23 protein-coding genes and 1 pseudogene are annotated in these 26,342 nt (G+C 36.5%); 15 read left to right on the forward strand and 9 right to left on the reverse strand.

The window, feature by feature from the left end; all coding sequences use genetic code 11:
* Positions 1-177 precede the first annotated feature (177 nt).
* Complete coding sequence (locus A9G40_RS12530; RefSeq protein WP_065583289.1) at positions 178-804, forward strand: TfoX/Sxy family DNA transformation protein; 627 nt, start codon at positions 178-180, stop codon at positions 802-804.
* Positions 805-876: 72 nt separating this feature from the next.
* Here A9G40_RS12530 and A9G40_RS14440 read toward each other — a convergent pair.
* From A9G40_RS14440 to A9G40_RS12555, 4 genes and pseudogenes are all read right to left on the reverse strand, one after another.
* Positions 877-1,916 (reverse strand): annotated as a pseudogene (locus A9G40_RS14440) (IS481 family transposase).
* A 234-nt stretch (positions 1,917-2,150) separates the two neighbouring features.
* Positions 2,151-3,308 (reverse strand): ABC transporter permease, encoded by a 1,158-nt coding sequence (locus A9G40_RS12545; protein ID WP_218058021.1) that lies wholly within the window; start codon positions 3,306-3,308, stop codon positions 2,151-2,153.
* Positions 3,305-4,444 carry an HlyD family secretion protein gene (locus tag A9G40_RS12550; protein ID WP_065583292.1) on the reverse strand — a complete coding sequence of 380 codons (1,140 nt, stop codon included), beginning with the start codon at positions 4,442-4,444 and terminating at the stop codon, positions 3,305-3,307. Before A9G40_RS12550 ends, A9G40_RS12545 begins: the two co-directional genes overlap by 4 nt.
* 58 nt (positions 4,445-4,502) lie before the next feature.
* Complete coding sequence (locus A9G40_RS12555; protein ID WP_065568427.1) at positions 4,503-5,000, reverse strand: MarR family winged helix-turn-helix transcriptional regulator; 498 nt, start codon at positions 4,998-5,000, stop codon at positions 4,503-4,505.
* A 283-nt stretch (positions 5,001-5,283) separates the two neighbouring features.
* On the opposite strand from A9G40_RS12555, the gene nirB reads away from it, so the two are divergent.
* The 4 genes from nirB (at position 5,284) to cysG (ending at position 10,536) form a co-directional block, all read left to right on the forward strand.
* On the forward strand, positions 5,284-7,806 hold the full coding sequence (gene nirB / locus A9G40_RS12560) for a nitrite reductase large subunit NirB (RefSeq protein ID WP_065583293.1): 2,523 nt from the start codon (positions 5,284-5,286) through the stop codon (positions 7,804-7,806).
* Position 7,807: 1 nt separating this feature from the next.
* Positions 7,808-8,140 carry a nitrite reductase small subunit NirD gene (gene nirD, locus A9G40_RS12565; protein ID WP_065568425.1) on the forward strand — a complete coding sequence of 111 codons (333 nt, stop codon included), beginning with the start codon at positions 7,808-7,810 and terminating at the stop codon, positions 8,138-8,140.
* Positions 8,141-8,164: 24 nt separating this feature from the next.
* Positions 8,165-8,932 (forward strand): nitrite transporter NirC, encoded by a 768-nt coding sequence (nirC, locus tag A9G40_RS12570; protein ID WP_065583294.1) that lies wholly within the window; start codon positions 8,165-8,167, stop codon positions 8,930-8,932.
* Positions 8,933-9,162: 230 nt separating this feature from the next.
* Entirely contained in the window at positions 9,163-10,536 is a 1,374-nt protein-coding gene (gene cysG, locus A9G40_RS12575) for a siroheme synthase CysG (RefSeq protein ID WP_065583295.1), read from the forward strand.
* 199 nt (positions 10,537-10,735) lie between these two features.
* Here the strand turns inward: cysG and A9G40_RS12580 are convergent, their stop codons facing one another.
* The 3 genes from A9G40_RS12580 to narX form a co-directional block, all read right to left on the reverse strand.
* The gene (locus A9G40_RS12580) at positions 10,736-11,758 is read right to left on the reverse strand and encodes a DUF4272 domain-containing protein (protein WP_065583296.1); all 1,023 of its coding nucleotides are present in this window, start codon (positions 11,756-11,758) and stop codon (positions 10,736-10,738) included.
* 259 nt (positions 11,759-12,017) lie between these two features.
* On the reverse strand, positions 12,018-12,671 hold the full coding sequence (gene narL / locus A9G40_RS12585; protein ID WP_065568421.1) for a two-component system response regulator NarL: 654 nt from the start codon (positions 12,669-12,671) through the stop codon (positions 12,018-12,020).
* Between the two features lie 11 nt (positions 12,672-12,682).
* Positions 12,683-14,494 carry a nitrate/nitrite two-component system sensor histidine kinase NarX gene (gene narX, locus A9G40_RS12590; RefSeq protein ID WP_176700868.1) on the reverse strand — a complete coding sequence of 604 codons (1,812 nt, stop codon included), beginning with the start codon at positions 14,492-14,494 and terminating at the stop codon, positions 12,683-12,685.
* A gap of 219 nt (positions 14,495-14,713) precedes the next feature.
* On the opposite strand from narX, the gene rplU reads away from it, so the two are divergent.
* The 4 genes from rplU (at position 14,714) to cgtA (ending at position 17,515) form a co-directional block, all read left to right on the forward strand.
* Positions 14,714-15,022: a 50S ribosomal protein L21 gene (gene rplU / locus A9G40_RS12595; RefSeq protein WP_034948580.1), complete on the forward strand. Its 309-nt coding sequence runs from the start codon at positions 14,714-14,716 to the stop codon at positions 15,020-15,022.
* 15 nt (positions 15,023-15,037) lie between these two features.
* A complete protein-coding gene (gene rpmA, locus A9G40_RS12600) occupies positions 15,038-15,298 on the forward strand; it encodes a 50S ribosomal protein L27 (protein WP_034915250.1) in 261 nt (86 codons plus the stop codon).
* Between the two features lie 88 nt (positions 15,299-15,386).
* Positions 15,387-16,352, forward strand: a complete 966-nt coding sequence (locus A9G40_RS12605) for a DMT family transporter (protein ID WP_065579710.1) — start codon at positions 15,387-15,389, stop codon at positions 16,350-16,352.
* On the forward strand, positions 16,352-17,515 hold the full coding sequence (cgtA, locus tag A9G40_RS12610; protein WP_065583298.1) for an Obg family GTPase CgtA: 1,164 nt from the start codon (positions 16,352-16,354) through the stop codon (positions 17,513-17,515). Before A9G40_RS12605 ends, cgtA begins: the two co-directional genes overlap by 1 nt.
* A gap of 670 nt (positions 17,516-18,185) precedes the next feature.
* Here cgtA and smrB read toward each other — a convergent pair.
* Both smrB and nth read right to left on the reverse strand, forming a co-directional pair.
* Complete coding sequence (smrB, locus tag A9G40_RS12615; protein WP_065583299.1) at positions 18,186-18,725, reverse strand: endonuclease SmrB; 540 nt, start codon at positions 18,723-18,725, stop codon at positions 18,186-18,188.
* A 5-nt stretch (positions 18,726-18,730) separates the two neighbouring features.
* Positions 18,731-19,369: an endonuclease III gene (nth, locus tag A9G40_RS12620; protein ID WP_065583300.1), complete on the reverse strand. Its 639-nt coding sequence runs from the start codon at positions 19,367-19,369 to the stop codon at positions 18,731-18,733.
* Positions 19,370-19,650: 281 nt separating this feature from the next.
* Between nth and putP the strand changes: the two genes are divergently transcribed.
* The 6 genes from putP (at position 19,651) to hisS (ending at position 26,330) form a co-directional block, all read left to right on the forward strand.
* Positions 19,651-21,138: a sodium/proline symporter PutP gene (gene putP, locus A9G40_RS12625; RefSeq protein ID WP_176700498.1), complete on the forward strand. Its 1,488-nt coding sequence runs from the start codon at positions 19,651-19,653 to the stop codon at positions 21,136-21,138.
* Between the two features lie 52 nt (positions 21,139-21,190).
* On the forward strand, positions 21,191-22,462 hold the full coding sequence (gene tyrS, locus A9G40_RS12630; protein WP_218058022.1) for a tyrosine--tRNA ligase: 1,272 nt from the start codon (positions 21,191-21,193) through the stop codon (positions 22,460-22,462).
* A 4-nt stretch (positions 22,463-22,466) separates the two neighbouring features.
* Positions 22,467-23,333 carry a pyridoxal kinase PdxY gene (gene pdxY / locus A9G40_RS12635; protein ID WP_065583303.1) on the forward strand — a complete coding sequence of 289 codons (867 nt, stop codon included), beginning with the start codon at positions 22,467-22,469 and terminating at the stop codon, positions 23,331-23,333.
* Positions 23,334-23,392: 59 nt separating this feature from the next.
* Positions 23,393-23,833, forward strand: coding sequence for a helix-turn-helix domain-containing protein (locus tag A9G40_RS12640; protein ID WP_065583304.1), 441 nt, complete (start codon positions 23,393-23,395; stop codon positions 23,831-23,833).
* Positions 23,834-23,918: 85 nt separating this feature from the next.
* The gene (ispG, locus tag A9G40_RS12645; protein WP_065583305.1) at positions 23,919-25,028 is read left to right on the forward strand and encodes a flavodoxin-dependent (E)-4-hydroxy-3-methylbut-2-enyl-diphosphate synthase; all 1,110 of its coding nucleotides are present in this window, start codon (positions 23,919-23,921) and stop codon (positions 25,026-25,028) included.
* Positions 25,029-25,052: 24 nt separating this feature from the next.
* Positions 25,053-26,330, forward strand: coding sequence for a histidine--tRNA ligase (hisS, locus tag A9G40_RS12650; RefSeq protein ID WP_065583306.1), 1,278 nt, complete (start codon positions 25,053-25,055; stop codon positions 26,328-26,330).
* The last annotated feature ends 12 nt before the right edge of the window (positions 26,331-26,342 follow it).

The raw sequence follows: 26,342 nt of genomic DNA on the forward strand, positions 1-26,342 counted from the left end.
ACTTAATTTTATAAAAATATAATTTATCAAGTAATAAAGCATTTAATATTTATATATGGAATACAGATCGCATAATTATGAATTTATTTAGAAATCATTTGAATATAAAGTAGCTATAAATTAGATTAATTAGTAAGTCATTTCAGTTACTTGATAAAGTTTGGATGGGAATTAATTATGTGCTCAACATTTGCTAATCGAATTTTAACAGAACTTTCTGACGTTGAAGATATTTCGCTCAAAACATTTTTTGGCGGATTTAGTGTTAATAGTAAAAATATCATGTTTGGTTGGATTACTCGAAAAGAATTTTATTTAAGGGGGCATTCCAATTACCGCTCATTTTTTATCGATTTAGGTATGCAACCGTTGAGCATAACAACAGGAATGTCAATAAAATTACTTGATTATTATAAAGTTAGTGATGAGTTATTTAAAGATCAAGATAAATTGTTAGCTATGGTAAAAATGGTGATCACCTATACTAAAAAAGAACAATATGAAAAAAATGAAATTAAGGCAAAAAGAATAAAAGAGTTACCAAACATGACTATGTCATTGGAAAGATTATTGTGTAGTGTAGGAATTACAGATGTTGAGGCATTGAAAAAAGTAGGGTATTTAGAGGCTTATTTTAAGATAAAACAAAAAAAAGCCTCCATCTCAATTAATATATTGTTTGCCTTATATAGTTCATTACATCGATTTCATGTGGCTACCTTATCTCAAGAAGCCAAAAAAGAAATTGAGCTTGAATACCAATGTTTTTTAAAGCAGATAAATAAAAACCTATGTAAAGAATGATTTTGAGTTTCTATGTTGTACTAGCTCAAACCTAATCTGACAGTTGCCCGTTTTTATTGGGTGTCTGTCAGGTTAAATCTGGTTCAGATTTTTTTCTTCCCAGATCCGTTTTCCATCAAGCAATGTTTCCATTGGTGTCCGACCACAGCACATTTTTCCCTGATGAGTTCGTTCATTATTGTAATAATGCAGTCAATTGTCCAGATCTGTTTGGCGTGTTTCTAAATCTGAATAGCACTTTTTACGGAATGTCACCATATAAAGCTCATGTAAAATAGTTTTATGAAAACGCTCGTAGATCCCATTCGTTTGTGGCGGCATAGCTTTTGTCTTAGTATGGTCAATATCATTAATCGCCAGATAAAGTTGATAATCATGCTTTTCAATAGTGCCACAAAACTCCGTTCCTCTATCGGTTAATATTCGAAGCATTGGCAAATGATGGGCATTATAAAATGGTAAGACCTTGTCATTGAGTAAATCGGCTGCTGTAATTGGCGTTTTGGTCACATACAATTTACAATGCACAATTTTAGAATAAGTATCAACAAAAGCCTGTTGATAAATCCGACCGACACCCTTTAAATTACCAACATAAAACCTATCTTGAGAGCCAAGATAACCTGGATGAGCGGTTTCTATTTCACCACAAGCTTCATCATCGTGCTTTTTCTTTTCTAATGCAGCTATTTGGTTATCATTGAGTTCAATACCTTCCTGAGCCGCTTTTTCTTCTAAAGCATGTAAGCGTTTTTTGAAATTCTCAAGAATATGTCTTAACCAAACAGAGCACACGCCACTTCCTGAAATAAAAACACCTTGCTTACGAAGCTTATTGCTTGTTCTATGCTGACCATGAGCAGGATAGTCAATAGCATAACGAATAACGGCTTGTTCCGTTGGGTCATCAACGCGATTTTTGAGATTTGGTGTCCGTCTACTCTTGATATTAAAGAGTCTAAACTAGCCTCTTCAACGAGTTCTTTATAACGATAAAACGTATCCCTTGATACTCCCATCACTTTACAAGCTCTAGACACGTTTTGAAGTTCTTCAGCTAAATTTAATAAGCCTACTTTATGTTTTATGATTTGATTGTTAGTATGAAGCATGAACGTTACCTCTTGTTGTTTTGATTGTAGATTTGACACCTAATATCAAAACTGGTAACGCTCTCTTTTTCAAGCCCTTAGTCCGATTAAGTCGGAACTAATACATAGTAATATTTTTGAAAACCAGCATCCAACTTATTGATGATCAGCGGAATACCTAGTTTACAACAGCTGGTGTTAAAGATAAAAATAGCCATCAACTTTATGATAATAAGTTCTCGTTTTCACAAAAATTTACTCGCTAGCCACTTTTTTCACTCTCTCAACAAACATCATCACAACAAAAGCAATAACCGTTAAATAGATGATAAAGATCCCATAGGTTGAAAGCATATCAATAAACGAGCGCCCACGCATAGCGCAGTCACGGAAAAATCGGAATAACCAAACTAACGGAAAGGCATGACTGGCATAATAGGCCCAAATAGGCATAATCCCGACCGCCATGGTTGAGCCGCCCATGATGAATCCCGGCGGCACTAAAAATATCATCCGGCTTGCTCCTTCACCAGGATGGCTGGTGTTCCAAGAAAGTAAAAATCCTAACCAACCAAACGCAAGTCCTGTCATAAATACGCTAGGTACGAATGCAAAATAGTTACCATCAAAGCGCAGTTGTCCAAAAATGACCAATATTGCGGTAATTAACGTTAGCGCGGTGGTGTAAAATAGGGCATAAGGCACGGTTCGCGCCAATAGTGGTAAAAATCCACGCTCGATAACGGTATTCCACATTCCTGTGCTTTTTAAGCGGCCGATAATCATTAACGATGTTAGTCCATAAGTCAGCGACGAGAAGAAGTAGACAAAATAGATAATCGTCGATATTGTTGATGAGCTCGCCGGGTTAAACATGTAGCGTGTTTTTAATTGCATTGGTGATAAAGTAGCTTCGGTTGCTTCTCTTCCTTGCCCTAATGCAGCAACTTTACCAACGCTTAATTCTACCCCTAGCTCAGGAATGATTTCGTTAAGACTTTGCATGACTTTAGCGTTTTGTGCATCATTCGTATCATCAACAAAGTAACCTAGTTTAACCGTTTGATCACCTTTCTTTAATGACTTTTCCAGCCCTTTAGGGATATATAGCACCCCTAAATTACGATCGTGTGAAACTAAGGTAATTGGATTTATTGGTGAGTGAATGACCTCAGATATTTCAATAAAAGGCGAGGTATTCACTTTGCTGATTAGTTCAGTCGAATAATTCGAACTATCTAAATCAATAACCGCAATTTTTCCTTCAAAAACAGAGCCATGGCTCAATACAATTGAAAAGATAAGCGACACGATAGCGGCTAAGCCCAAACACACTTTATAATAAGGGATGAAGTGGCCTGATAGCATCGCATCAAGCTCTTCAAGCATAGATTTAATGATGTTTTGCATCATTGATTAACCTCAAGTGTCATTCCAGTTAATAATTTAGGAATGGATTCTATATAAATTCTGACTTGGTAAGATGTTAAATCGGCTTGGCCACGTTCGCGAGTCATGCGTAAATCAGCAAATGAAGGCGCAGCGGTTGCAAAACGTACGGTGCCTTTTACTGTTTTGTCGAGTGCAATAACGTTCGCTTTTACCTGAGTACCTGGCTGATAATCATTAACCATTTTTTCGTTAACATAAATATCAATATATTTGCGATCAGTTTCTAACAATACCGCAGGCGCACCAGCCGGCACCATTTCACCATCTTCAAACATCAGCTTTAGTACTTTGCCATCCTCTGGTGCAACCAATGTAAGGCGGTTGTAATTGACTTTGAGCTGTTTTAAATCGGTTTCAGCTTGTGCTAATTGAGCTCGGATCTGAGCAAGTTGATTTTGACGATTTTGCAATTTTTGTTTAGCAATTGTGATTGATTGCAATGTCATACCGGTTGCATTTCGGGTTTGTTCAAATTGCGTCATTTGTTCAGGGGTTGCGCCAATCATTAATGTTGACAATTGGCTTTCAATCTGGACAACTTGCATTTTTGTGCTGATGTAGGCATTGCGCGCCGCGTCGAGCTGCGATTGTGAAGATCCACCTGTTTTTCTTAATTGAGTATGGCGTTGAAATTCAGTATTAGCCAAATCTCGAGCTGATTTTGCTGCCTCTAAGCCTGCTTTGACTTCTTCTATTTTGCGCCATGTTGATAGTTCATTAAGATTGATTTCGTTTTCAGTGATTTCGATTGCTGCTTGTTCTTGATTGACCGCAGCGGTTTGGCTATCGACTAATGCTTGTAAGCGATCAATAGATAGCTGGGTATCAATATCTTCAAGTTGCATTAAAGGATCGCCTTTTTTTACGAATTGTGATTCTTGGACAAATCGTTTTATGACCTTCCCACCAACATTTTGGAATGCAATATTGATTTCATCAGCAGTTAATACCCCTGATTTGATACTTTTTGCCACAGTGATGGCATCGTTTCTGGAACCAAGACAAATTAGTATTGAGCCAAAAAGAAGTAGCAATAAAAAGATAACAGGGATTTTAATGTTTTTAGGTAAGTCATTGAAGTTTAATTTATTTTTCATTTATTTAGTCAGCTAAGTATATGGTTAAAATATTACGATTATTAATAAATACTAGCAATTATTTCCGCAATAATTTGCGCAACATTGCAATTAAAGATTCTTGCTCTTGTGGATTTAAGACTTGAGCAAAAGCGCGAATCGATTTTAAGTGATCAGGTAATGCTTTTTGAATAAGATTCACTCCCGTCGTAGTGAGCGTGATGAGTCGGGAGCGGCCGTCTTGTCCACTTTTCGTCATTGATATTAAAGGATCTTGCGTAGCTAACATTCGTTTTACCATTACCGAAACGGTTGCCGGTGTAACGCCGACTCTTAATGCGAGCTCGCTAGCGCAAGTTTCCCCTTCACTATACAAGGACATTAACAACGCAAATTTTCCTTCAGATACATCATAATCTTTTGCCAGTTGCGCATAAATATTTGAGCGAATTAAATCGGCGGTAGTGATTAAACTAAGGACAAGATCGACACCGGAAACCTCAATGGTTTCATCAGTAAATCTTTGCGCTTTTGCTAAAGTTTCGCGTGAAGGAAGTTTTCTTGAATTGTAATTCAATTATCATTACTCAATTTATTTAGTCGGCTAATTATATAAAGTTAATTATAATTGGCAACTTTTTTAACTATTTTTTATGAATTGGTTATGGGGTTAGAGTCGATATTTTTTTATAAGTAATTGTCATTATTGCTTATTTTTAAATAAACTTTTTTTAAAATAATCTTATCTTTACCACTAAAGTAGTAATCCTTGAGAGTAATTATATTCTGTACAAAGTTTCATACAATGTGAGCAAAATAAAAATTAAATGATTAAATTAAAATAAATTTGGAGTTGTTGTATGAGTAAAACCAACCTCGTTATCATTGGTAATGGAATGGTTGGGCATCGTTTTGTTGAAGAGTTAATTGATAAAATGTCGCCTAATCAATTTAATATTACTATTTTTTGTGAAGAGCCTCGCCTGGCTTATGATCGCGTTCATCTTTCCTCTTATTTTTCCGGTCATACTGCTGAAGCACTTTCTTTAGTGCGTGAAGGGCTATATGAAGAAAATGGTATTAACATATTACTTAATGAACGCGCTATTTTAATTAATCGTCAGCGTAAAGAAGTTCATTCACAGACGGGGCGAATTGTTAGCTATGATAAATTGATCATTGCAACAGGATCTTATGCATGGGTTCCACCGATTAAAGGCGCTAATGGTTTAAATTGTTTTGTTTACCGGACCATTGAAGACCTTGATGCTATTGCTGAATGTGCTAGCCACTGCAAAACGGGGGCTGTTGTTGGTGGTGGCTTGTTGGGGCTTGAAGCTGCCGGTGCATTAAAAAACTTGGGAATACAAACACATGTCGTTGAATTCGCACCAGTATTAATGGCAGAGCAACTTGATGTAATGGGAGGCGAGCAGTTACGCCGAAAAATTGAAAGTATGGGCGTTAGCGTTCACACTAGCAAAAATACCCAAGAAATTATTCACACACCATCGGGTAAAATTATGCAATTTGCTGATGGCACATCACTTGAAATTGATTTTATTGTTTTCTCAACAGGTATTCGCCCGAATGATCAGCTTGCCAAAGCATGTCAGCTTGAAATTGGCCAACGTGGTGGAATTGTGGTTAATGACTATTGCCAAACTTCTGATCCTGATATTTACGCTATTGGTGAATGTGCTTGTTGGCAAGGCAGAGTATTTGGTTTAGTTGCACCAGGATATAAAATGGCGCAGGTTGCCTTGGCGCATTTAATGGGTGAGCAAACCCCATTTGAAGGCGCAGATATGAGTGCTAAATTAAAATTAATGGGGGTAGATGTCGGCAGTATTGGTGATGCTAAAGCGAAAACAATCGGTAGCCGTAGCTATGTTTATTTAGATGAAACTGTTCCTGTTTATAAAAAATTAGTTGTCTCTCAAGATAATAACAAGTTATTGGGCGCAGTGCTTGTTGGTGATACTTCAGACTATAGTAATTTATTACAATTAATGCTTAATGATATGGATCTGCCCGAGCACCCAGATACTTTGATATTGCCTGCTCATGCAGGAGCAAAACCCACGATGGGCGTTGAAGCGCTTCCTGATTCGGCTCAAATTTGTTCTTGTTTTGATGTAACGAAAGAAAAAATTGTTAATGCAATTAATGCGGGTTGCCATACCGTTGCAGCAATAAAAGCCGAAACGAAAGCGGGCACTGGGTGTGGGGGGTGTATTCCCTTAGTGACCCAAATCCTTAATATGGAATTAGCTAAACAAGGGATCGAGGTTAGTCACGCATTATGTGAGCACTTTAAATATTCTCGTCAGGAGTTATACCATTTGATTCGTGTTGAGGGTTTAACGTCATTTGATCAAGTGATTAAAAAACATGGTCATGGCTATGGTTGTGAGGTTTGTAAACCCACCGTTGGATCGTTATTAGCATCAAGTTGGAATGATTATATTCTTAAAGATGATTTGATCCCTTTGCAAGATAGTAATGATATTTTCTTGGGAAATATTCAAAAAAATGGTACTTATTCGGTGATTCCGCGTAGCGCGGGTGGTGAAATTACGCCAGAAGGGTTAATTGCTGTTGGTCAAATAGCTAAAAAATATCACCTCTATTCTAAAATTACTGGTTCACAACGTATTGGCTTATTTGGTGCGCAAAAAGATGATCTTCCAGCTATTTGGAAGGAGCTTATTGATGCCGGTTTTGAAAGTGGTTATGCGTATGCTAAAGCATTAAGAATGGCAAAAACTTGTGTTGGTAGCACATGGTGCCGATATGGTGTGGGTGATAGTGTGGGTTTTGGCGTTGAGTTAGAACATCGCTATAAAGGTATTCGTGCACCGCATAAATTTAAGTTAGGTGTATCAGGTTGTACGCGTGAATGTGCTGAAGCCCAAGGTAAAGATATTGGTGTGATTGCTACAGAGAAAGGATGGAATCTTTACGTTTGTGGTAATGGTGGTATGAAGCCTCGCCATGCTGATTTACTTGCGGCTGATCTAGATAAAAATACGCTAATTCAATATATTGACCGTTTTCTTATGTTCTATATTCGTACCGCTGATAAGTTACAACGTACATCCGTCTGGCTTGAAAACCTAGACGGGGGTATTGATTATTTGCGTAGTGTTATTGTTGACGATAAGTTAGGGATTAATGCTGAACTAGAAAGCGAAATGGCGCGCTTACGTAAATTAATGGTGTGTGAGTGGAAAAAGACGGTTGAAAATCCTGAAAATCAAGTTCGATTTGCTCACTTTATTAATAGTAATCAGCGTGATGAAAATGTGCAAATTGTAGCGGAGCGCGATCAGCATCGACCTGCTACAGCAGAAGAACGTAAAATAATGTTAGGGGAATAGTATGAGTCAATGGATAACGGTTTGTAAGCTTGATGATATTTTGCCAGGCACCGGAGTTTGTGCGCTTGTTGGTCATGATCACGTTGCTATTTTTCGTCCATATAATAATGCTGATCTTTATGCGATTAGTAATATTGATCCTTTTGCTAAGGCAAGTGTGTTATCGCGAGGCATTATTGGACAGCATGAAAATGAGCTATATGTTGCCAGCCCACTAAAAAAACAGCGTTTTCGTTTAAAAGACGGTTATTGTTTGGATGATGAACAATATTCTATCGCCTATTATCAAGTGAATGTTAATGATGATGGTACTGTGCAGGTTAAATCAAATTAAATATCTTTTTAAGAGGGTAAAAATATGTATACAGAGACAATCAATAAATGTGCTGCTAATGCAGCGCGTATTGTTTGCTTGGCAAAAACCAATCCATTCGGTTTTTGGGTAAGTTCAGCCATGGCGGGTGCTTATGTAGGTTTTGGTATTATTTTAATTTTTACTTTGGGTAATTTGGTTGAACCTTCAATAAGACCTTTAGTTATGGGGGCGACATTTGGGATCGCATTAACGTTAGTGGTAATTGCTGGATCAGAATTATTTACTGGGCATACCATGTTTTTAACGCTTGGGGTGAAATGCAAAAAAATTACACACACTCAGATGTGGTTAGTATTGCCACAAACATGGCTGGGAAATTTAGTTGGTTCAATTTTTGTCGCGGCACTGTATTTTTATGCGGCAACGCCTTTATTATCTACCGATACTAGCCTTGTGCATACTGCGGCTTTAGCAAAAACATCGGCCGCGGCTTGCCCATTATTTTTTAGAGGTGTGTTATGTAACTGGCTAGTTTGTTTAGCAATTTGGATGGCTAATCGTGTTGAAGGGTCTGCAAAATTTATTGCAATTTGGTGGTGCTTGTTAGCATTTATCGCTTGTGGTTATGAGCACTCAATCGCCAATATGACGCTTTTTTCGCTTTCTTGGTTTGGTAACCATAGTGATGCTTACACGCTAACTGGAATTGGTCATAATCTATTATGGGTATCATTAGGAAATATTGTTTCTGGTGCGTTATTTATGGGGCTCGGATACTGGTATTCAACGCCTAGAGCTGAGCGACCTTAATTACTGCTGAATAAAAAGTTGGTTATTCAACTCATTAGCTTAAATCGGAGGGGCGATATAGCGAATTTCCCCTCTTTCAATAAAGAATGTTTAATGAGCATTGTGTTTGGCGTTGATTGTTACAAGTCATACAAAATAGCAAGGTAGTTAAACACAGAATAATGCATAGAGTGCTATTGTTAGATTGATTATCAGTAAATTGTTAAAAAGATGTTTTATTTTGAGGTGTTATGGATTATTTCCCCTTATTTTGTAAGTTAGAAAACCGTGATTGTTTGTTAGTCGGTGGTGGTGAAGTTGCTGAACGTAAAGCGCGGCTATTACTTGAAGCGGGCGCACGTCTTACGGTTAATTCTCAATCGTTTAATGAGCAATTTATGTGTTGGCATGAACAACAGCAACTTACCCTAGTTCAAGGGGAATTTAATGCACAATTACTTGATAATAAGTGGCTGGTTATTGCTGCCACAGATTGCCAAGATATTAACCAAAAAGTGAGCCTTGAGGCTGAAAAACGGTGTGTTTTTTGTAATGTGGTTGATTCTCCTAAGGAGGCTAGTTTTATTATGCCTTCAATTATCGATCGCTCGCCTATTATGGTAGCCGTGTCTTCAGAGGGGCATGCTCCTGTTTTGGCTAGATTATTGCGTGAGAAATTAGAATCTATTTTGCCCGAACATTTAGGAAAACTGGCTAAATATTCAGGTTATTTGCGCAATAAAGTTAAAAAAACCTATCAAACAATCACTGAGCGCCGTCGTTTTTGGGAGAGGTTGTTTTCTCATGACAGGTTGGCTCAAGCAATTGCAAATAATGATTCTGAGCGTGTTGAAAAGCTTACTAATGAGTTATTTGATGCCTCGCTTGATTCTCGAGGTGAGGTTGTGTTAGTCGGAGCGGGTCCTGGTGATGCTGGGTTATTGACTTTAAAAGGATTACAACAGATCCAGCAGGCAGATATTATTGTCTATGATAGATTAGTCTCAGATGAAATTATGAATCTTGCTCGCCGAGATGCTAAACGTATTTTTGTTGGTAAACGAGCCGGATTTCATTGTGTACCTCAAGAACAAATCAATCAAATTCTTTTACAGCAAGCTAAAAAAGGTAAGCGTGTTGTGCGTTTAAAAGGTGGCGATCCTTTTATTTTTGGTCGAGGTGGTGAAGAGTTAGAAACATTATTTAACGCTGATATTCCTTTTTCGGTCGTGCCAGGCATTACGGCAGCGTCGGGGTGTTCTGCTTATAGCGGCATTCCATTAACGCATCGAAGTTACGCGCATAGTGTACGGTTAATTACAGGGCATTTGAAAGATGGTAGCCACCTTGATTGGCAAAGTTTAGCAGCCGAAAAACAAACACTGGTTTTTTATATGGGATTATCTCAAGCTGCAAACATCGAAAAACAGTTAATTAAGCAGGGTATGGATGCAAATACGCCAGTAGCCATTGTTGAAGAAGGTACAACAACGAAGCAAAAAGTTATAGCGGGTTTGTTATGTCATTTAACGCAACTATCATTACAAGCTTGCAGTCCGAGTTTAATTATTATTGGCCCGGTTGTTGCATTACGTGAAAAACTGAGTTGGTTTTCTGAACATTAATGAAAATAGATAGATCAGTTTTAGTTGTGCGCAATGCTACGACTGTATTTTTTCACCACTTATAAAAGGTTCAGTTATTCACTTTAAAAAATGGCTAATGAGATGAATCATTAGCCAATGAATAAAGTATCTACTAATTTAATAAAGTATCTACTAATTTAATACAGGCATGGTGCCTGCTAAATAATAAAACAAAATATCAGGTCGGTGTATCGACATCATCCCAATCCGCATTTTCAAAGCAAGTTAACCAATTTAATGCATAATGGCGCTCTTGAATAACGTCACTTATCATTGAGGCGGGTGGTTGCTTATCTTTCATTTGATAATCTGTGGTTATCCAATGTAAGCGGTAATGTAAATCTAAAGCATCTAACAATTCACTAACTGGTCTTAAGGTTACAGTAGAGCTATCTTGCTCACAGTATTGCATCCCTTCGTCAACTAACGATGAAACATTACAGATGGTATCAGCAAAAGGAAGCTCAGATTGCCACTTGATTGCCCATTGTAAAGGTAATAGTGCCTCATATTTCCAAGACATATCTATTACATCTTGCTCTGTTGGTTGCTCGCTATAAATAAAGTCACGTTCATTATTTGATAAAGCCGCAAACCCCGTTGGGCAACGTTCTTTAAATTCCATCGGATTAATCGGATCATTTTCTCGAAAACTTTCGGCTTGAATACCTGTTAACATTATCGCTAAAGCACGTGCAGCGACTTCTTCTGGTGTTCTAAGTATGACTTCTGATTCAGCAATAACCGGTGGTAAATGTGTCGGTGTATGCAATCCTAATTTAGCTAAATACTGCTCCGTTTTTGCTTTGCGCTTTAATGCTTCTGGTGGATAAGGCATAACTGCATCTAAATCAATATCCCCATCAGGATCTTGTAAGACATCTCCATCAGGATTTCGAATCGTGCCATCTGGCATAAATATAATGGCATTTACCTGCCACCCCCAAGTGGTAAATTCATTGAAATTATCTTCTTCAATCTCAAAGGTCCATTGGTGTTTAATTCGTTGGATATGGCGATACAAAGCATAACGACGTGAATTCATCTGCCCATCGCCTGCTTGCATGACATAACCGATAAAACCATCAAGGTGTTTCATCAATTCAGGATCATCTAATCCACGATGACATAAACGTTCACAAGGGAAATCAATGGCTGGTGGGTGAGTGACTGTAGAATAAGCATTAATCAATATTGGCATTTCAAACATTCCTATTGTAGATTTTATGTGTATGGCTATAAATAGCAGCTATTTATTTGCACAATTCTATTATAAGTTATCATATCTTTCTAGTTTTCAATGCGTTGTTTGATTTTTGTCATGTTTGTTATTTTGTTAAATGAATAATGTTATTTACTAATTCGCCGAACAGGAAGTTTTTAGGTTATAAATTGTTTTACTTTATTAAACAAAGATAACGCATAACGATTTATCTATTTTTATTTTTCAATGGCTAAGATTATTCCTTACTTTGTAGATACCATACGGTCATTTCCATTCGTGATTTAAAATTAAGTTTTTTGAATATGCTTTTGATGTGTACTTTTACAGTACTTTCTACGATACCTAGCTCTTTTGCAATTAATTTATTCGGCAGGCCTTGAACTAATAAATTAAAAATTTCATTTTCTCTTGGTGTCAATAGGCTCACATCGTGAGTTTGATTAGTAAGCTGTTCTTCACCATGACGCATATAATTGAGGATAATATGTGAAATAGCATCATCCATAATTAACTTTCCAAGCGAGATTTCTTTGAGTGATTTTAGAAAATCTTCTGGTTCCATATCTTTTAATAAATACCCATCAGCACCTGTTTTTAGTGCCGTGATAATATCTTCTTTTGCGTCCGATACGGTGAACATAATAATGCGACTTGCGATGTTTTTCTCCCGTAAATAGCGCAATATTTCTAGCCCATTGACATCTTGCATATTGATATCGAGCAGAATAATATCAGGATCGAGCTCTTGGGCTAATTTAACCCCTTCGATACCTGAGCCAGCTTCTCCCACAATTTCAAAATGGTTTACTGTGTTTATTAATTGTTTCACGCCATTTCTTAACATTGGGTGATCATCAATAAGAAGAATTGAACTATTTATTTGTTCCATTTTTTACTCATCTATTTTTTTAATGGAATGGTTTTGTTTGCTTTAAATGCTACCATAATTTGTGTTCCTACATGAGGTTTGCTGTTGATTGATAAATTGCCATTTAGTATTTCAACCCTATCACGCATAATAATTAGTCCATAACGATTATCCTGTTTAATATTGTTTTGTAAACCAATACCATTATCTTCAATACAAACAGAAACAATTTGATCATCATTCATTTTTAAATTGACAGCGACTTGTGTGGCTTTTGCATGTTTGTATATATTATTTAGTCCTTCTCGAATAATCTGTAATAAATGAAATGCATATTTACTATTAATAATATTAAGTGGTAATTGGTATTCAAATTGAATATTGAATTGTAATTTTTGGTTAAACTCTTCAATGAGTTCGATTAAACTTGCATAAAAGCCTGTGCGATTGAGACGTAAACGGAAAGAGGTAATGAGTTCTCTTAATTGTGAATAGGTAAGATTGATTTCTTTACGCATGGTTGCTAATAAATCAATACTGCTTTGTGATGTGAGATCTGATTGCATTTGTAAGCAACTAAGGTGTATTTTTAAACAAGAAAGTGATTGTGCTATCGAATCATGCAGTTCTCTGGCCATAGCAGAGCGTTCTTTCATTAATAAATATTGTTTCTGTTGTTCTATTTTTCTCTCTAGCTTCATTGCTGTAGTCATTTGCTCAATGAGCCCCATAATTAAGCTTTCTTGCTCATCGGTTAATATTAATCCCGTTGGTTGCAAAGCAAATAATATCCCATATTTTTCTCCGTTTTCTTGAAGATACCAATGGCGTTGAAGGTTTTTTTCGGAACCATGCTTGGACGAGATTAAACATGCATTGCATTTAGGGCTTTGGCAATAAGGTAATTTTTGCTCGTTATCGTAACTGGCTTGTTGATAATGCTCAGGATCATCGGATTCATAAAAGCGAATTTGAAAGTGAGTTAATGGCACTAACTCTTCTAATTGACGTAGGATTTTTAAAAAACGGGCACATAATGGCTCTGAAGTATGTAGTTGTTTTGTTGCTTGGTATTGAAATGAAACGATTTTATTGGTTTGTTGTAACTTGGCTGTTTTTTCAGCAACTTGTTGTCCTAGCAATAAATATTGTGATTCGATCTGCTCTGACATCCGATTAAAAGCCAGCCCTAATAGATCAAACTCATTTTTTGGGTTTCTAATATTAAAACGTTCTTTAAAATTGTGATTTGTAATAGCTTCCGCCATATCTAGTAGCTTTTGCCATGGTGCAAGCAGGTAATAACGCAAGTAATAAATTTGAACAATTAAAAAACAGACAATAATGGCAATAAATAATTGTTGTAATTGAGAAATATAATAAATTTTACTTTCGGTTTTTTGATCAATCTTATGCACCAAATGGTTGATACGAGTTACATAGTTTTCAATGTCAGTTTTTATCTCGTTCAATTTTTTTGCTTGCTGTATTTTAGTGGCAATACGAGTATTCCAATCAAGTTGTAATTGATTAAATTCATTCATTAAGTCATAACGTTTTAAAAGCATTAAATGCGGTTGTGATGAAGAAATATCACTAAATATGTTTAAACGGTCATACTCTTTTTCGTTCAGTGGAATCATAGTAAGCAATTGGTAGTTTTTCATTCTCAGTAGCCCCAATTGATTTACCATATATGCGCCACCTTTGGCATCGTTAGCTACTTGAATTGAAAACGATAATGCGACTAAAGCAATCATCCCTAAAAAAAACAGTAATAGCGTTAAACGGTTAATAATTGATGCGGTGTGGCTAATTTTTCTTTTCGGTATATAAGCACTCATCATTATTTTATAATTTGTTTTGGGTAACTAGTAATTTATGATTATTGTAGCTTGAAAAAAGTGTATCGCTGATCTTTTTTGTCACTTTTTGCGATCTTTTGGTAAACAGCGCTTGCAACAAGCATAAATTTTGCGTAAAATTCACGCCCTATAAGATTAATCAATGCAGACATATATGTTTAATCAAGTAATCGTCTGCTTTTTATTGCGGAGTTAAGTATGTACGCAGTTTTCCAAAGTGGTGGTAAGCAACACCGAGTTAGCGAAGGTCAAGTCGTTCGCTTGGAAAAAATTGAAGTCGAAACAGGCTCAGAAGTTGTTTTCGATAAAGTTTTAATGGTAGCAAATGGTGAAGACATCAAAGTTGGTGCTCCGTTTGTTGAAGGTGCAACAATTAAAGCAGAAATTGTTGAGCACGGTCGTGGTGACAAAGTGAAAATTGTTAAATTCCGTCGTCGTAAACACTATCGTAAACAACAAGGTCACCGTCAGTGGTTCACTGATGTGAAGATCACTGCAATCGCTTAATAGGAGTATCGCACAATGGCACATAAGAAGGCTGGTGGTTCATCACGTAATGGTCGTGATTCCCAAAGTAAACGTTTAGGTGTTAAACGTTATGGTAGTCAAGAAGTTCTTGCTGGTAATATTTTAGTTCGTCAACGTGGAACTCAATTTCACCCAGGTACCAATGTAGGTTGTGGTCGCGATCATACTCTATTTGCCTTAATTGATGGGCAAGTAAAATTTGAAGTTAAAGGACCTAAAAACCGTCGTTATGTTAGTGTAGTTGCAAATAGCTAACTTAACAGCGGGTCAAAAGTTATAAAAGCCTCACAGTTATTGTGGGGCTTTTTTCTTTTCTTTAAACGCATATAAAATCGATAGCGATATGATAAAACAGCAAAATGTTAAATTAGGTTTTGCACTTGCCATGTTAACTGCGGTGATGTGGGGCATTGTGCCAGTTGCAATGAAATATGCACTAGTGGTTGTTGATCCCTTGACATTAGCCTGGTCTAGGTTAGCTATTTCAGCGCTTGGGATTACCATTTGGTTGGCTTATAAAAAGCAATTTCCTAGTTTAATGATGTTTAAAAAACGCCGTCGCTTTATTTTATTGATAATTGCTGGATTTGGATTGCTGGGTAATTTTGCATTATTTGCTAGTGCAGTTCAATACCTTTCAGCCACAACAGCCCAAGTTGTTGGGCAAACTGGCATTGTGATATTTATGGTGTCAAGCGCTTTAATTTTTAAAGAGCGACTAAGACCGACTCAGATCATTGGTATTTTAGTCTTACTAATTGGGTTAGGGCTATTTTTTAATAAAAATATTGCAGATCTGTTTTCTAATATGTCTTCGTATGGTATAGGGGTTTGGCTTGGTTTACTTGCTTCGGTCTCATGGGCTTGCTATGCACTTGCTCAAAAGGTGTTATTACGTAAATTACGTGCAGAACAGCTACTTTGGTTAATTTACCTTATTTGTACCGTGTTTTTGATGCCATTTACTTCACCAAGCAGGATTGCAAATGCTGATGCAACGCAACTTTTTGCAATTATATTTTGTGGTTTAAATACTATCATTGCATATGGTGCGTTAGTGATGGCAATGGAGCGGTGGCAAGCGGCACAAGTTAGTGCTATAACAACCCTAACGCCATTATTTGCACTTGTCTTTTCAGATCTGTTTGCATTAATTTGGCCTGAAAAGTTTGCTATGCAATATTTAAATATTTTAGGTTATATTGGCGCAGTGTCTGTTGTTGCGGGCGCAATGTTTGCGACCATTGGGCATTATATTTGGCATCCAAGAAAAGGCTGGCTAATTAACCGCAATAAAGGGGAAGAATAATGAAATTTGTAGATGAAGCTTCAATTCGAGTCGAAGCTGGAGATGGTGGAAATGGTTGTGTCGGTTTTCGCCGAGAAAAATATATACCTAAAGGTGGCCCTGACGGTGGTGATGGTGGTGATGGTGGTGATGTATTTTTTATCGCTGATGAGAATTTGAATACACTTGTTGATTTTCAGTTTGAAAAAAATTACCGTGCTGAACGTGGTCAAAATGGGCAAGGTTCTGATTGTACTGGTAAACGAGGTCGAGATATCACTGTTAAAGTGCCTGTAGGAACGCGAATTACGGATAAATATACTGGTGAAGTTATTGGCGATTTAACGCATCACCAACAAAAAGTATTGGTTGCTAAAGGTGGCTTTCATGGCCTAGGAAATGCACGTTTTAAATCATCAGTAAATCGTGCGCCAAGGCAAAAAACGGATGGTACACCAGGCGAAAAACGCGATGTGTTATTAGAGTTATTATTACTTGCTGATGTGGGGATGTTAGGCTTACCTAATGCGGGTAAATCAACGTTTATTCGTGCTGTTTCAGCAGCCAAGCCAAAGGTAGCGGATTACCCATTTACAACATTAGTACCTAGCTTGGGTGTGGTTAGAATGGATAACGAACAGAGTTTTGTTGTTGCTGACATTCCCGGATTGATAGAAGGTGCATCTGATGGAGCAGGGCTTGGTATTCGTTTCTTAAAGCATCTTGAACGTTGCCGAGTGTTAGTACATTTAATTGATATCGCACCAATTGATGGCTCTGATCCGATCGAGAATGCAAAAGTCATTATCCAAGAACTACATCAGTATAGTGAAAAACTAGCTAATAAACCGCGTTGGTTAGTGTTTAATAAAATGGATGTATTAGGTGCTGAAGAGGGGGCTGAGAGAGCGGCTGAAATTGCTAAGGCACTTGATTGGCAAGATAAATATTATACTATTTCTGCAATTAACCACGAAGGTGTAAAGGCTTTATGCTGGGATTTAATGGAATATATTAATGCACATCCACGTGAAACCGAGCAGGCAGAATCATCGCCAGAAAAAGTGGAGTTTATGTGGGATGATTATCATCAACAAGTAATGGATGAAGCTTTTGATGATGAAGAATTTGAGGGTTGGGACGAAAGCGATGAAGAGGGTGTTGAGTTTATTTATCAAAAATAATAAGGATGATTGTCTTAATCTAAAATAATTTATTCATTGCGTGAAATCGTATTATAAAAGCAGAAGGGAAAGCTTCTGCTTTATTTTTTTGTATTGAGCAAATGTAAATTTATTATTTATAAAATAAGAGAATAATAAATTTATTGCTATGTAACTAGAAGAAGTCAAAAAAAAGCTTGATTTTAATAATGATAATCATTATCATTGGCGCGTACTTTGTTAGGGCGTAGAAAGGCTTCTGGAAAGTATGACATTGCTCACATTGCTTCCAATGTTTGCCAGCTTAATTAAGCTGGCTTTTTTATTTTACAGATAGCAGTTTAGTGGTAATCAATCCAATATTAAAATTAGTTTTCTTTTCTAATTTATTGCTAAATAATTTTGGGTATTGCACTTTAATATTTTTCCTAACCTCTCTACACCTATTTAGCTCTATCATAAGATTTTTTTGTTTTTCCATTATGTTGAATATTTAGTCATCCATTTTATACGGATATTTTTTGATATCAAAAATGAGTGTAACAACGATATATTTTATGTGACAACGTCAATATTTTGTTCGACAACAATGATTGCTTTGTTAGCTATATGTTGTGAATCGTATAACAATAAATATTATGAAATAATATGATTGAATATTTTTGAATATATCGATGAGATATATGTTATTTTAAATATCTATTAATTCATTAATATCAAATAAAATCAATAATGCAGCACTACCGCCAAACTCTTTGGGGGCTTGATGAAAACAAATAATACGTGGATGTTGTGCAAGCCACAGTGGTGTTTGTTTTTTTAATATATTTTTACCATGACCATACATAATACACGCACAATGCGCTCTTTCTCTTAAACATGCAGCGATAAGGGCTGCAATTTCTTTTTTAGCTTCTTGTTGAGTAAGCCCGTGCAAGTCTAAAAAGAATTCTGGATTATAAAATCCACGGCGCAATTTTTTTACTTCGTAAGGATCAGCATTTTCTCTGCTATAGCGGATAGGATCTTCTTGCAATAATGGTTGGTAATTATCGGAAAAGTAAAATTCAGCATGATCTTTTTCATGTTGTAATTTTTTTGTTTCTACCGTTTTTTGTGAGCGTTTTATCGGTTTATGAATAACGGTATCTTGCTTAATCTTTTTGATATTACCGATACTGTTTTTAAATAAGTCGATATCTTCATGATCTAATTTAAATTTATTTAGCATGATTCTCACTCTGGGTAAATTTTTTCTTTAAATTCGCATAAATCTTCAATCACACAAGAACCGCACCGAGGCTTACGCGCAATACAGGTATAACGGCCATGCAAAATTAGCCAATGGTGGCAATTGATTTTGTACTCTTTAGGTACAACTTTCAGCAATTTTTCTTCAACAGCCTCAACTGTTTTTCCAGGTGCAAAACCAGTGCGGTTGCTGACTCGAAATATATGAGTATCAACGGCAATAGTTGGCCAACCAAAGGCTGTATTTAAGACAACGTTAGCCGTTTTTCGTCCAACGCCAGGCAATTCAATAAGCGAATTAAAATCTTCTGGCACTTCGCCTTGATATTTATTAACTAAAATTTGGCATGTTTTTATAATATTCTCAGCCTTACTATTATATAGCCCAATAGTGCGAATATAACTTTTTAATTTATCAATACCAAGCGCCAAAATTTGCTCAGCAGTATTGGCAATAGCAAACAAGGGTTTAGTGGCTTTGTTTACACTCACATCAGTTGCTTGTGCTGAAAGCACAACGGCGATTAGTAGCTCAAAAGGTGTTTGATAAATTAGCTCTGTTGTTGGATCTTTAATATGATCCTTTAGTCTTTCTAAAATTTGGATTCGGGTTAATTGTTTCACGAAATAATGATATTAAAAGTTATTTAGACATATTATATACTTTTATTTATTGTTTATCTGTAGGTCATTGTTAGTTTTTCTAGAGTTATAAACAATAAAATTGATAGTGTACTAATTGATTGTGTACGAAATTACAGATTGTGAGTTGAATTTATTTGAAAAATTATATCGGTTTTATTTATTTGCGTATTTACATTCATCATCACTGTCTTTTTAGCATGCTGATTTTATGGTAAGCTAACCGACTCTTTTTAATTTCATCAAATAAGGTTTTTTTTAATATGTCCTTACCCATGATTGTTACCTTTGCTGTGTACATTTTAGGAATGATTGCGATTGGCTATTTTGCGTTTCGATCAACGCAGAATTTTGGTGACTATATTTTAGGTGGGCGTCGTATTGGTAGTGTTGTGACTGCGCTTTCGGCGGGTGCATCTGATATGAGCGGCTGGTTGCTGATGGGGTTACCTGGTGCGGTTTTTTTGTTTGGCATTTCTCAAAGTTGGATTGCCATTGGACTTATCATTGGCGCATACCTCAATTGGTTATTGATTGCTGGGCGATTGCGTGTTTTTACTGAAGTCAATCATAACTCTTTAACATTACCTGATTATTTTGCGCGGCGATTTGATGATAAAAGTTCTTTGCTTCGCATTATTTCAGCCTTGATTATTCTTATCTTTTTTACCATTTATTGTGCTTCGGGTGTGGTTGCCGGTGCAAAGTTATTTGAAAGTACATTTGGTATGAGTTATGGTTGGGCTATGTTAGCCGGTGCTGGTGCAACAATTATCTATACCTTTATTGGTGGTTTTTTAGCAGTAAGTTGGACGGATACTATTCAGGCTAGTTTGATGATGTTCGCCCTTATCTTAACGCCAATTATGGTTATGGTAAATGCAGGTGGTTTTTCTGATGCAATGGTATATATTGAATCACTTAACCCTGATTATACCAATTTATTGGCTCATATGGATTTTATTTCTGTTATTTCCTTATTAGGTTGGGGGCTTGGTTATTTTGGTCAACCTCATATTTTAGCTAGGTTTATGGCGGCTGATTCTCATGAAGTTATGAGAAATGCGCGTAGAATTAGTATGACTTGGATGGTTTTATGCTTAGGGGGCGCAATTACAGTTGGCTTTTTTGGTATTGCCTTTTTTGCTCATCATCCAGATTTAGGTTATTTGATTAATAATGGCAAACATGAACGTATTTTTATTGAGCTATCTAAGTTGCTTTTTAATCCTTGGGTTGCTGGTATTTTGCTTGCGGCTATTTTAGCGGCAGTAATGAGTACATTAAGTTGCCAATTGCTTGTTTGTTCAAGTGCACTAACAGAAGATTTTTATCGTGCATTTTTTAGACCGGAAGCAAAACAAAAAGAGCTTGTTTGGGTTGGCCGTATTATGGTGTTGTTAGTTTCAGTTATTGCTATTTTATTAGCCATTAATCCAAATAATAGCGTACTTGATTTAGTGAGCCACGCTTGGGCCGGATTTGGTGCGGCATTTGGACCTATAATCATATTTTCTGTTTTTTGGTCTCGTATGACTCGTAATGGTGCTTTAGCTGGAATGATAACAGGTGCTGTAACGGTATTGCTATGGCTTAATTTTAATTGGTTTAATCTTTATTCACTTATCCCTGGGTTTGTTTTTTCTTCTATAGCGATTATTATTGTTAGCCTTATTGATGAAAGGCCTAACAATATAGTGGAAGATCATTTTAAACAAGCGTATAAACGTTACCATAACAAAACAGAATAACATTTTATTTAAACTAGAATATAAACGTAATAAATTTAATAGGTAAAATATCATGACAAAAAATGTGATCAAACAACTACAGGAACGTGGGCTGATTGCTCAACTTACCGATGAAAAAGCGCTAGTAGAACAAATTGAGCAAAATTCAATTGCGCTTTATTGTGGTTTTGATCCAACTGCAGATAGTTTACACCTCGGTCATTTAGTCCCATTACTTTGTTTAAAACGATTTCAGTTAGCTGGCCATAAGCCTGTAGCTTTAGTCGGTGGGGCAACAGGATTAATTGGTGATCCAAGTTTTAAAGCGGTTGAACGTAAACTTAATACTGAAGAAACAGTGGTTGAATGGAGTGAAAAAATTAAACAGCAAGTTTCTCCATTTCTTGATTTTAATTGTGGTGAAAATGCAGCCATTGTTGCCAATAACTATGATTGGTTTAGTGGTATGAATGTACTGACCTTTTTACGTGACATTGGCAAGTACTTCTCGGTTAATGCGATGATCAATAAAGAATCAGTTAAACAACGTATTGATCGCGATGAGGCGGGGATCTCATTTACTGAGTTTTCTTATAGTTTATTACAATCTTATGATTTTGCGTGTTTGAATAAATCGCATGATGTTGTTTTACAAATTGGTGGTTCTGATCAGTGGGGGAATATTACTGCCGGTATCGATTTAACCCGTCGTTTACATCAAAAACAGGTTTATGGTTTGACTGTGCCGCTAATCACTAAATCAGATGGTACCAAATTTGGTAAAACAGAAAGTGGTGCAGTATGGTTAGATCCGAAAAAGACAAGCCCTTATAAATTCTATCAGTTCTGGATCAATACGGCAGACGCTGATGTGTATCGATTCTTAAAATTCTTTACATTTATGCCATTAAGTGAAATTGATGCATTGGAAGAAGAAGATAAAAATAGTGGTGTTGCGCCAAGAGCTCAATATGTGCTTGCTGAACAAGTTACGCGTCTTGTTCATGGTGAAGAGGGTCTGGTTGCGGCAAAACGTATTACAGACAGTTTATTTTCTGGTAAATTAGCTGACCTATCAGAGGCTGATTTTGAACAATTAGCTCAAGACGGTATGCCAACGCTAGCCGTTGGTTCGGATGTTGATTTACAACAAGCGATCGTTAATGCACAGTTTGCACCTTCAAGAGGGCAGGCAAGAACGATGATTGAATCTAATGCTATTTCTATTAATGGTGAACGTAATACAACAACAGATTACCGTTTTGCTGATAGCGATAAGCTCTTTAATCGTTATACTTTACTTCGTCGTGGTAAAAAATATTACTGCTTGTTAATTTGGAGCTAATTTCATGAAAAATATTTTATCGATTCAGTCTCATGTGGTATTTGGTCATGCTGGAAATAGTGCAGCTGAGTTTCCTATTCGTCGATTAGGTGTCAATGTTTGGCCTTTAAACACCGTACAATTTTCTAATCATACTCAATATCGCCAATGGACTGGAACGGTAATGTCGGCGTCTCATTTAACCGAGATTGCCGATGGGATCAATGAGATTGGTGAATTAAAACGTTGTAATGCGGTGTTAAGTGGTTATATGGGCTCGCCAGAGCAAGGTAATGCCATTATTGAAATAGTTAAAAAAGTAAAGGCTGTCAACCCTGATGCCATCTATCTTTGCGATCCTGTAATGGGACATCCAGAAAAAGGATGCTTTGTTGCTCCTGGGGTATCTGAATTTTTATGCAATACAGCACTGCCTATGGCAGATATGATGGCACCAAATATCTTAGAACTTGAAGAGCTAAATGGTAAACAACGGATTAATAATGTTGACGAAGCGATTTTAGCTTGCCGTGAGCTATGCAAAAAAGGACCTAAAGCTATTTTAGTTAAACATTTAAGCAGAGCTGGCTATAAAAATGATCGTTTTGAAATGTTGCTTGTAACTAAAGACGAAGCATGGCATATTGATCGTCCATTAGTTGATTTTGGCGTAAGGCAACCAGTTGGTGTTGGCGATATGACTAGCGGGTTATTTTTAGCTAATATTTTACTGGGAAAATCATTGGTTGAAGCCTTAGAACATACTACTTCAGCTGTCTATGCTGTTATGCTTGAAACGTTAAGACAAGATGAGTATGAGTTACAATTAGTGGCAGCGCAACATGAAATTGAAAAACCAACACAATGGTTTAATGCAAAAAAAATTGATTAGTTATAGAATATGTAAAGAAGGTGTTTTACAACGGTTAGTATTAAGTTTATGAGGGGATAATGGACAATATTTCACTAGGAGTGATGCTCACTGATTTACGAGAACAAATGGGATTAACTCAAGATGATATTGCCAATAAAATTCATGTGCGGAAAACGGTAGTTGCTGATATCGAAAAAGACCAATTGCCTCACGCCCCTCTTGTTTTTGTAAAAGGTTATATTCGATCTTATGCCGATATTGTCGGTTTACCTGTTGATCAGTATCAACCTTATATTGATGAGTTAACCCAACAATCTAAATCTCAGCAAAAGAAATACCAAACGCAAGCATTTATAACTAAAAAGCCAGGGAAGCTCCCCTTTATTTTTATTGGATTATTTATTCTTTTTTGTGCTCTCGGTATAACGTTATATTATGTGAATAAAGAAAGTAAAAATAACCTTATTGAAGTAAGCCATTATATTTCACCATCCTCATCTACTCGTGTTAATAGTTAGCAAATTTTCTTATTCTCATACAGACATTTGTCTTAAATCTTGTTAAGATTGCTGGCTAGTTATTTTGTAATATAGTTAAGAGTGTATGAGCCATCAAGATTCGCCAATTTTTAGACGAGAATCTACCCGAATTTATGTCGGTAATGTCCCTATTGGTTGCGGAGCGCCAATTGCGGTTCAATCGATGACAAATACTCGCACCACTGATGTAGAAAAAACCGTAGCCCAAATTCAAGCGCTTGAGCGTGTTGGTGTGGATATTGTGCGTGTTTCCATTCCAACGATGGATGCAGCAGAGGCATTTAAATTTATTAAACAACAATCTAAAGTTCCGCTCATTGCTGATATTCATTTTGATTATCGTATAGCTTTGAAAGTGGCGGAATATGGTGTTGATTGTTTGAGAATTAACCCTGGTAATATTGGTAATGAGTCAAGAATTAGGGCTGTTGTTGATTGTGCCAAAGATAAAAATATTCCTATACGCATTGGTGTTAATTCTGGCTCGCTGGAAAAAGATATCCAAGAGAAATATGGGGAGCCAACCCCAAAAGCGATTGTTGAATCAGCAATGCGCCATGTTGATATACTTGATAGGTTTAATTTTGATCAGTTTAAGGTGAGTGTAAAAGCCTCAGATGTATTTACTGCAGTGGATGCTTATCGATTGTTAGCTAAGCAAATTAAGCAACCATTACATTTAGGTATAACTGAAGCAGGTGGCGTGCGTAGTGGTGCTATTAAATCGGCGATTGGATTAGGGTTATTGTTATCAGAAGGCATCGGCGATACGCTCCGAGTATCTTTAGCCGCAGATCCTGTTGAGGAAGTTAAAGTCGGTTTTGATATATTAAAATCACTGCGTATACGGTCTCGGGGTATTAATTTTATTGCATGCCCAACCTGTTCTCGCCAAGAGTTTGACGTGATTAATACAGTCAATATACTAGAACAGCGATTGGAAGACATTATTACACCAATGGATGTATCTATTATTGGTTGTGTGGTCAATGGTCCAGGGGAAGCATTAGCTTCAACTATGGGAGTTGCTGGAGGTCATAACAAAAGTGGTTTTTATGAAGATGGTGTGCGTATTGGCCGTATTGATAATGAACAGATGATTGATGAATTAGAAGCTAAAATTCGTGCTAAAGCATCCATGTTGAAAAATAGAATTGCAGCAACTGAATTATAATTTTATTAGATAGCGAATAAATAAATGACTGAGAAAAAGATCCAATCAATACGAGGAATGAACGACTTACTTCCAACAGATAGTGCAAGTTGGCAACAGATTGAAAAAATTGTCAAAGGCGTATTAAATAGCTATGGTTATAACGAAATTAGAACACCGATTGTTGAAGATACTGCACTATTTAAGCGAGCTGTTGGTGAAGTCACTGATATTGTTGAAAAAGAGATGTATACTTTTAACGATCGTAATGATGAAAGTATAACGCTGCGCCCAGAACTTACCGCAGGTTGTGTTCGTGCTGGGATTGAACATGGTCTTTTTTACAACCAAGAGCAACGCCTTTGGTATTTAGGACCAGCTTTTCGTTATGAAAAACCTCAAAAAGGCCGTTATCGACAATTTCATCAATTTGGTGTGGAAGTATTTGGACTAGAGGGTCCAAACATTGATGCAGAGCTTATTTTATTAACAGCTCGTTTTTGGAAAGCGCTTGGTATTGAACAATATACCTCTCTTGAGCTTAACTCAATTGGTTCGTTAGAAGCCAGAGCCAATTATCGAAATGCACTCGTTGCTTTTCTTGAACAATATAAAGATAAATTGGATGAAGACTGTGTGCGTAGAATGTATACTAATCCATTGCGCGTACTTGATTCAAAAAATCCAGTTGTACAAGAATTACTAAATCAAGCACCTCAACTATTTGATTATATAGATGATGATTCCAAAATTCACTTTGAAGGTTTATGTCGATTATTGGATAATGCTGGAATCAAATACAATATTAATCAAAGATTAGTTCGTGGCTTGGATTATTATAATCGTACTGTTTTTGAGTGGGTCACAAGCAGTTTAGGGGCTCAAGGTACCGTTTGTGGTGGTGGTCGTTATGATGGTCTGGTTAGTCAACTTGGTGGTCAACCAACACCAGCTGTTGGTTTTGCAATGGGCGTTGAGCGTTTAGTGTTATTAGTTCAGGCGGTTAATCCAACATTAAATTGCGATAATTCGATTGATATTTATATGATATCATCTGGTGATGAGAAGACAATTGCGGCCACACAGAGTGTTGCTGAGCTGTTGCGTGATAGTCTACCTGATTGGCGAATTATGACAAATTACGGTAGTACTAATTTTAAGAAACAATTTGCTAAAGCCGATAGGTTAGGTGCTAAAATAGCTGTGATCATTGGTGAAAATGAACTAGCTAATCATTCAGTAATGATTAAAAATTTACAAACAGGCGAACAAGTTGAAGTTGCACAAAAAGACGTTGTTCAAACTTGCTTGTCAATTAAGTAAAAAATAGGAGAA

This window comes from Gilliamella sp. Nev3-1 (assembly GCF_001690435.1).
Classification (GTDB): domain Bacteria; phylum Pseudomonadota; class Gammaproteobacteria; order Enterobacterales; family Orbaceae; genus Gilliamella; species Gilliamella apicola_C.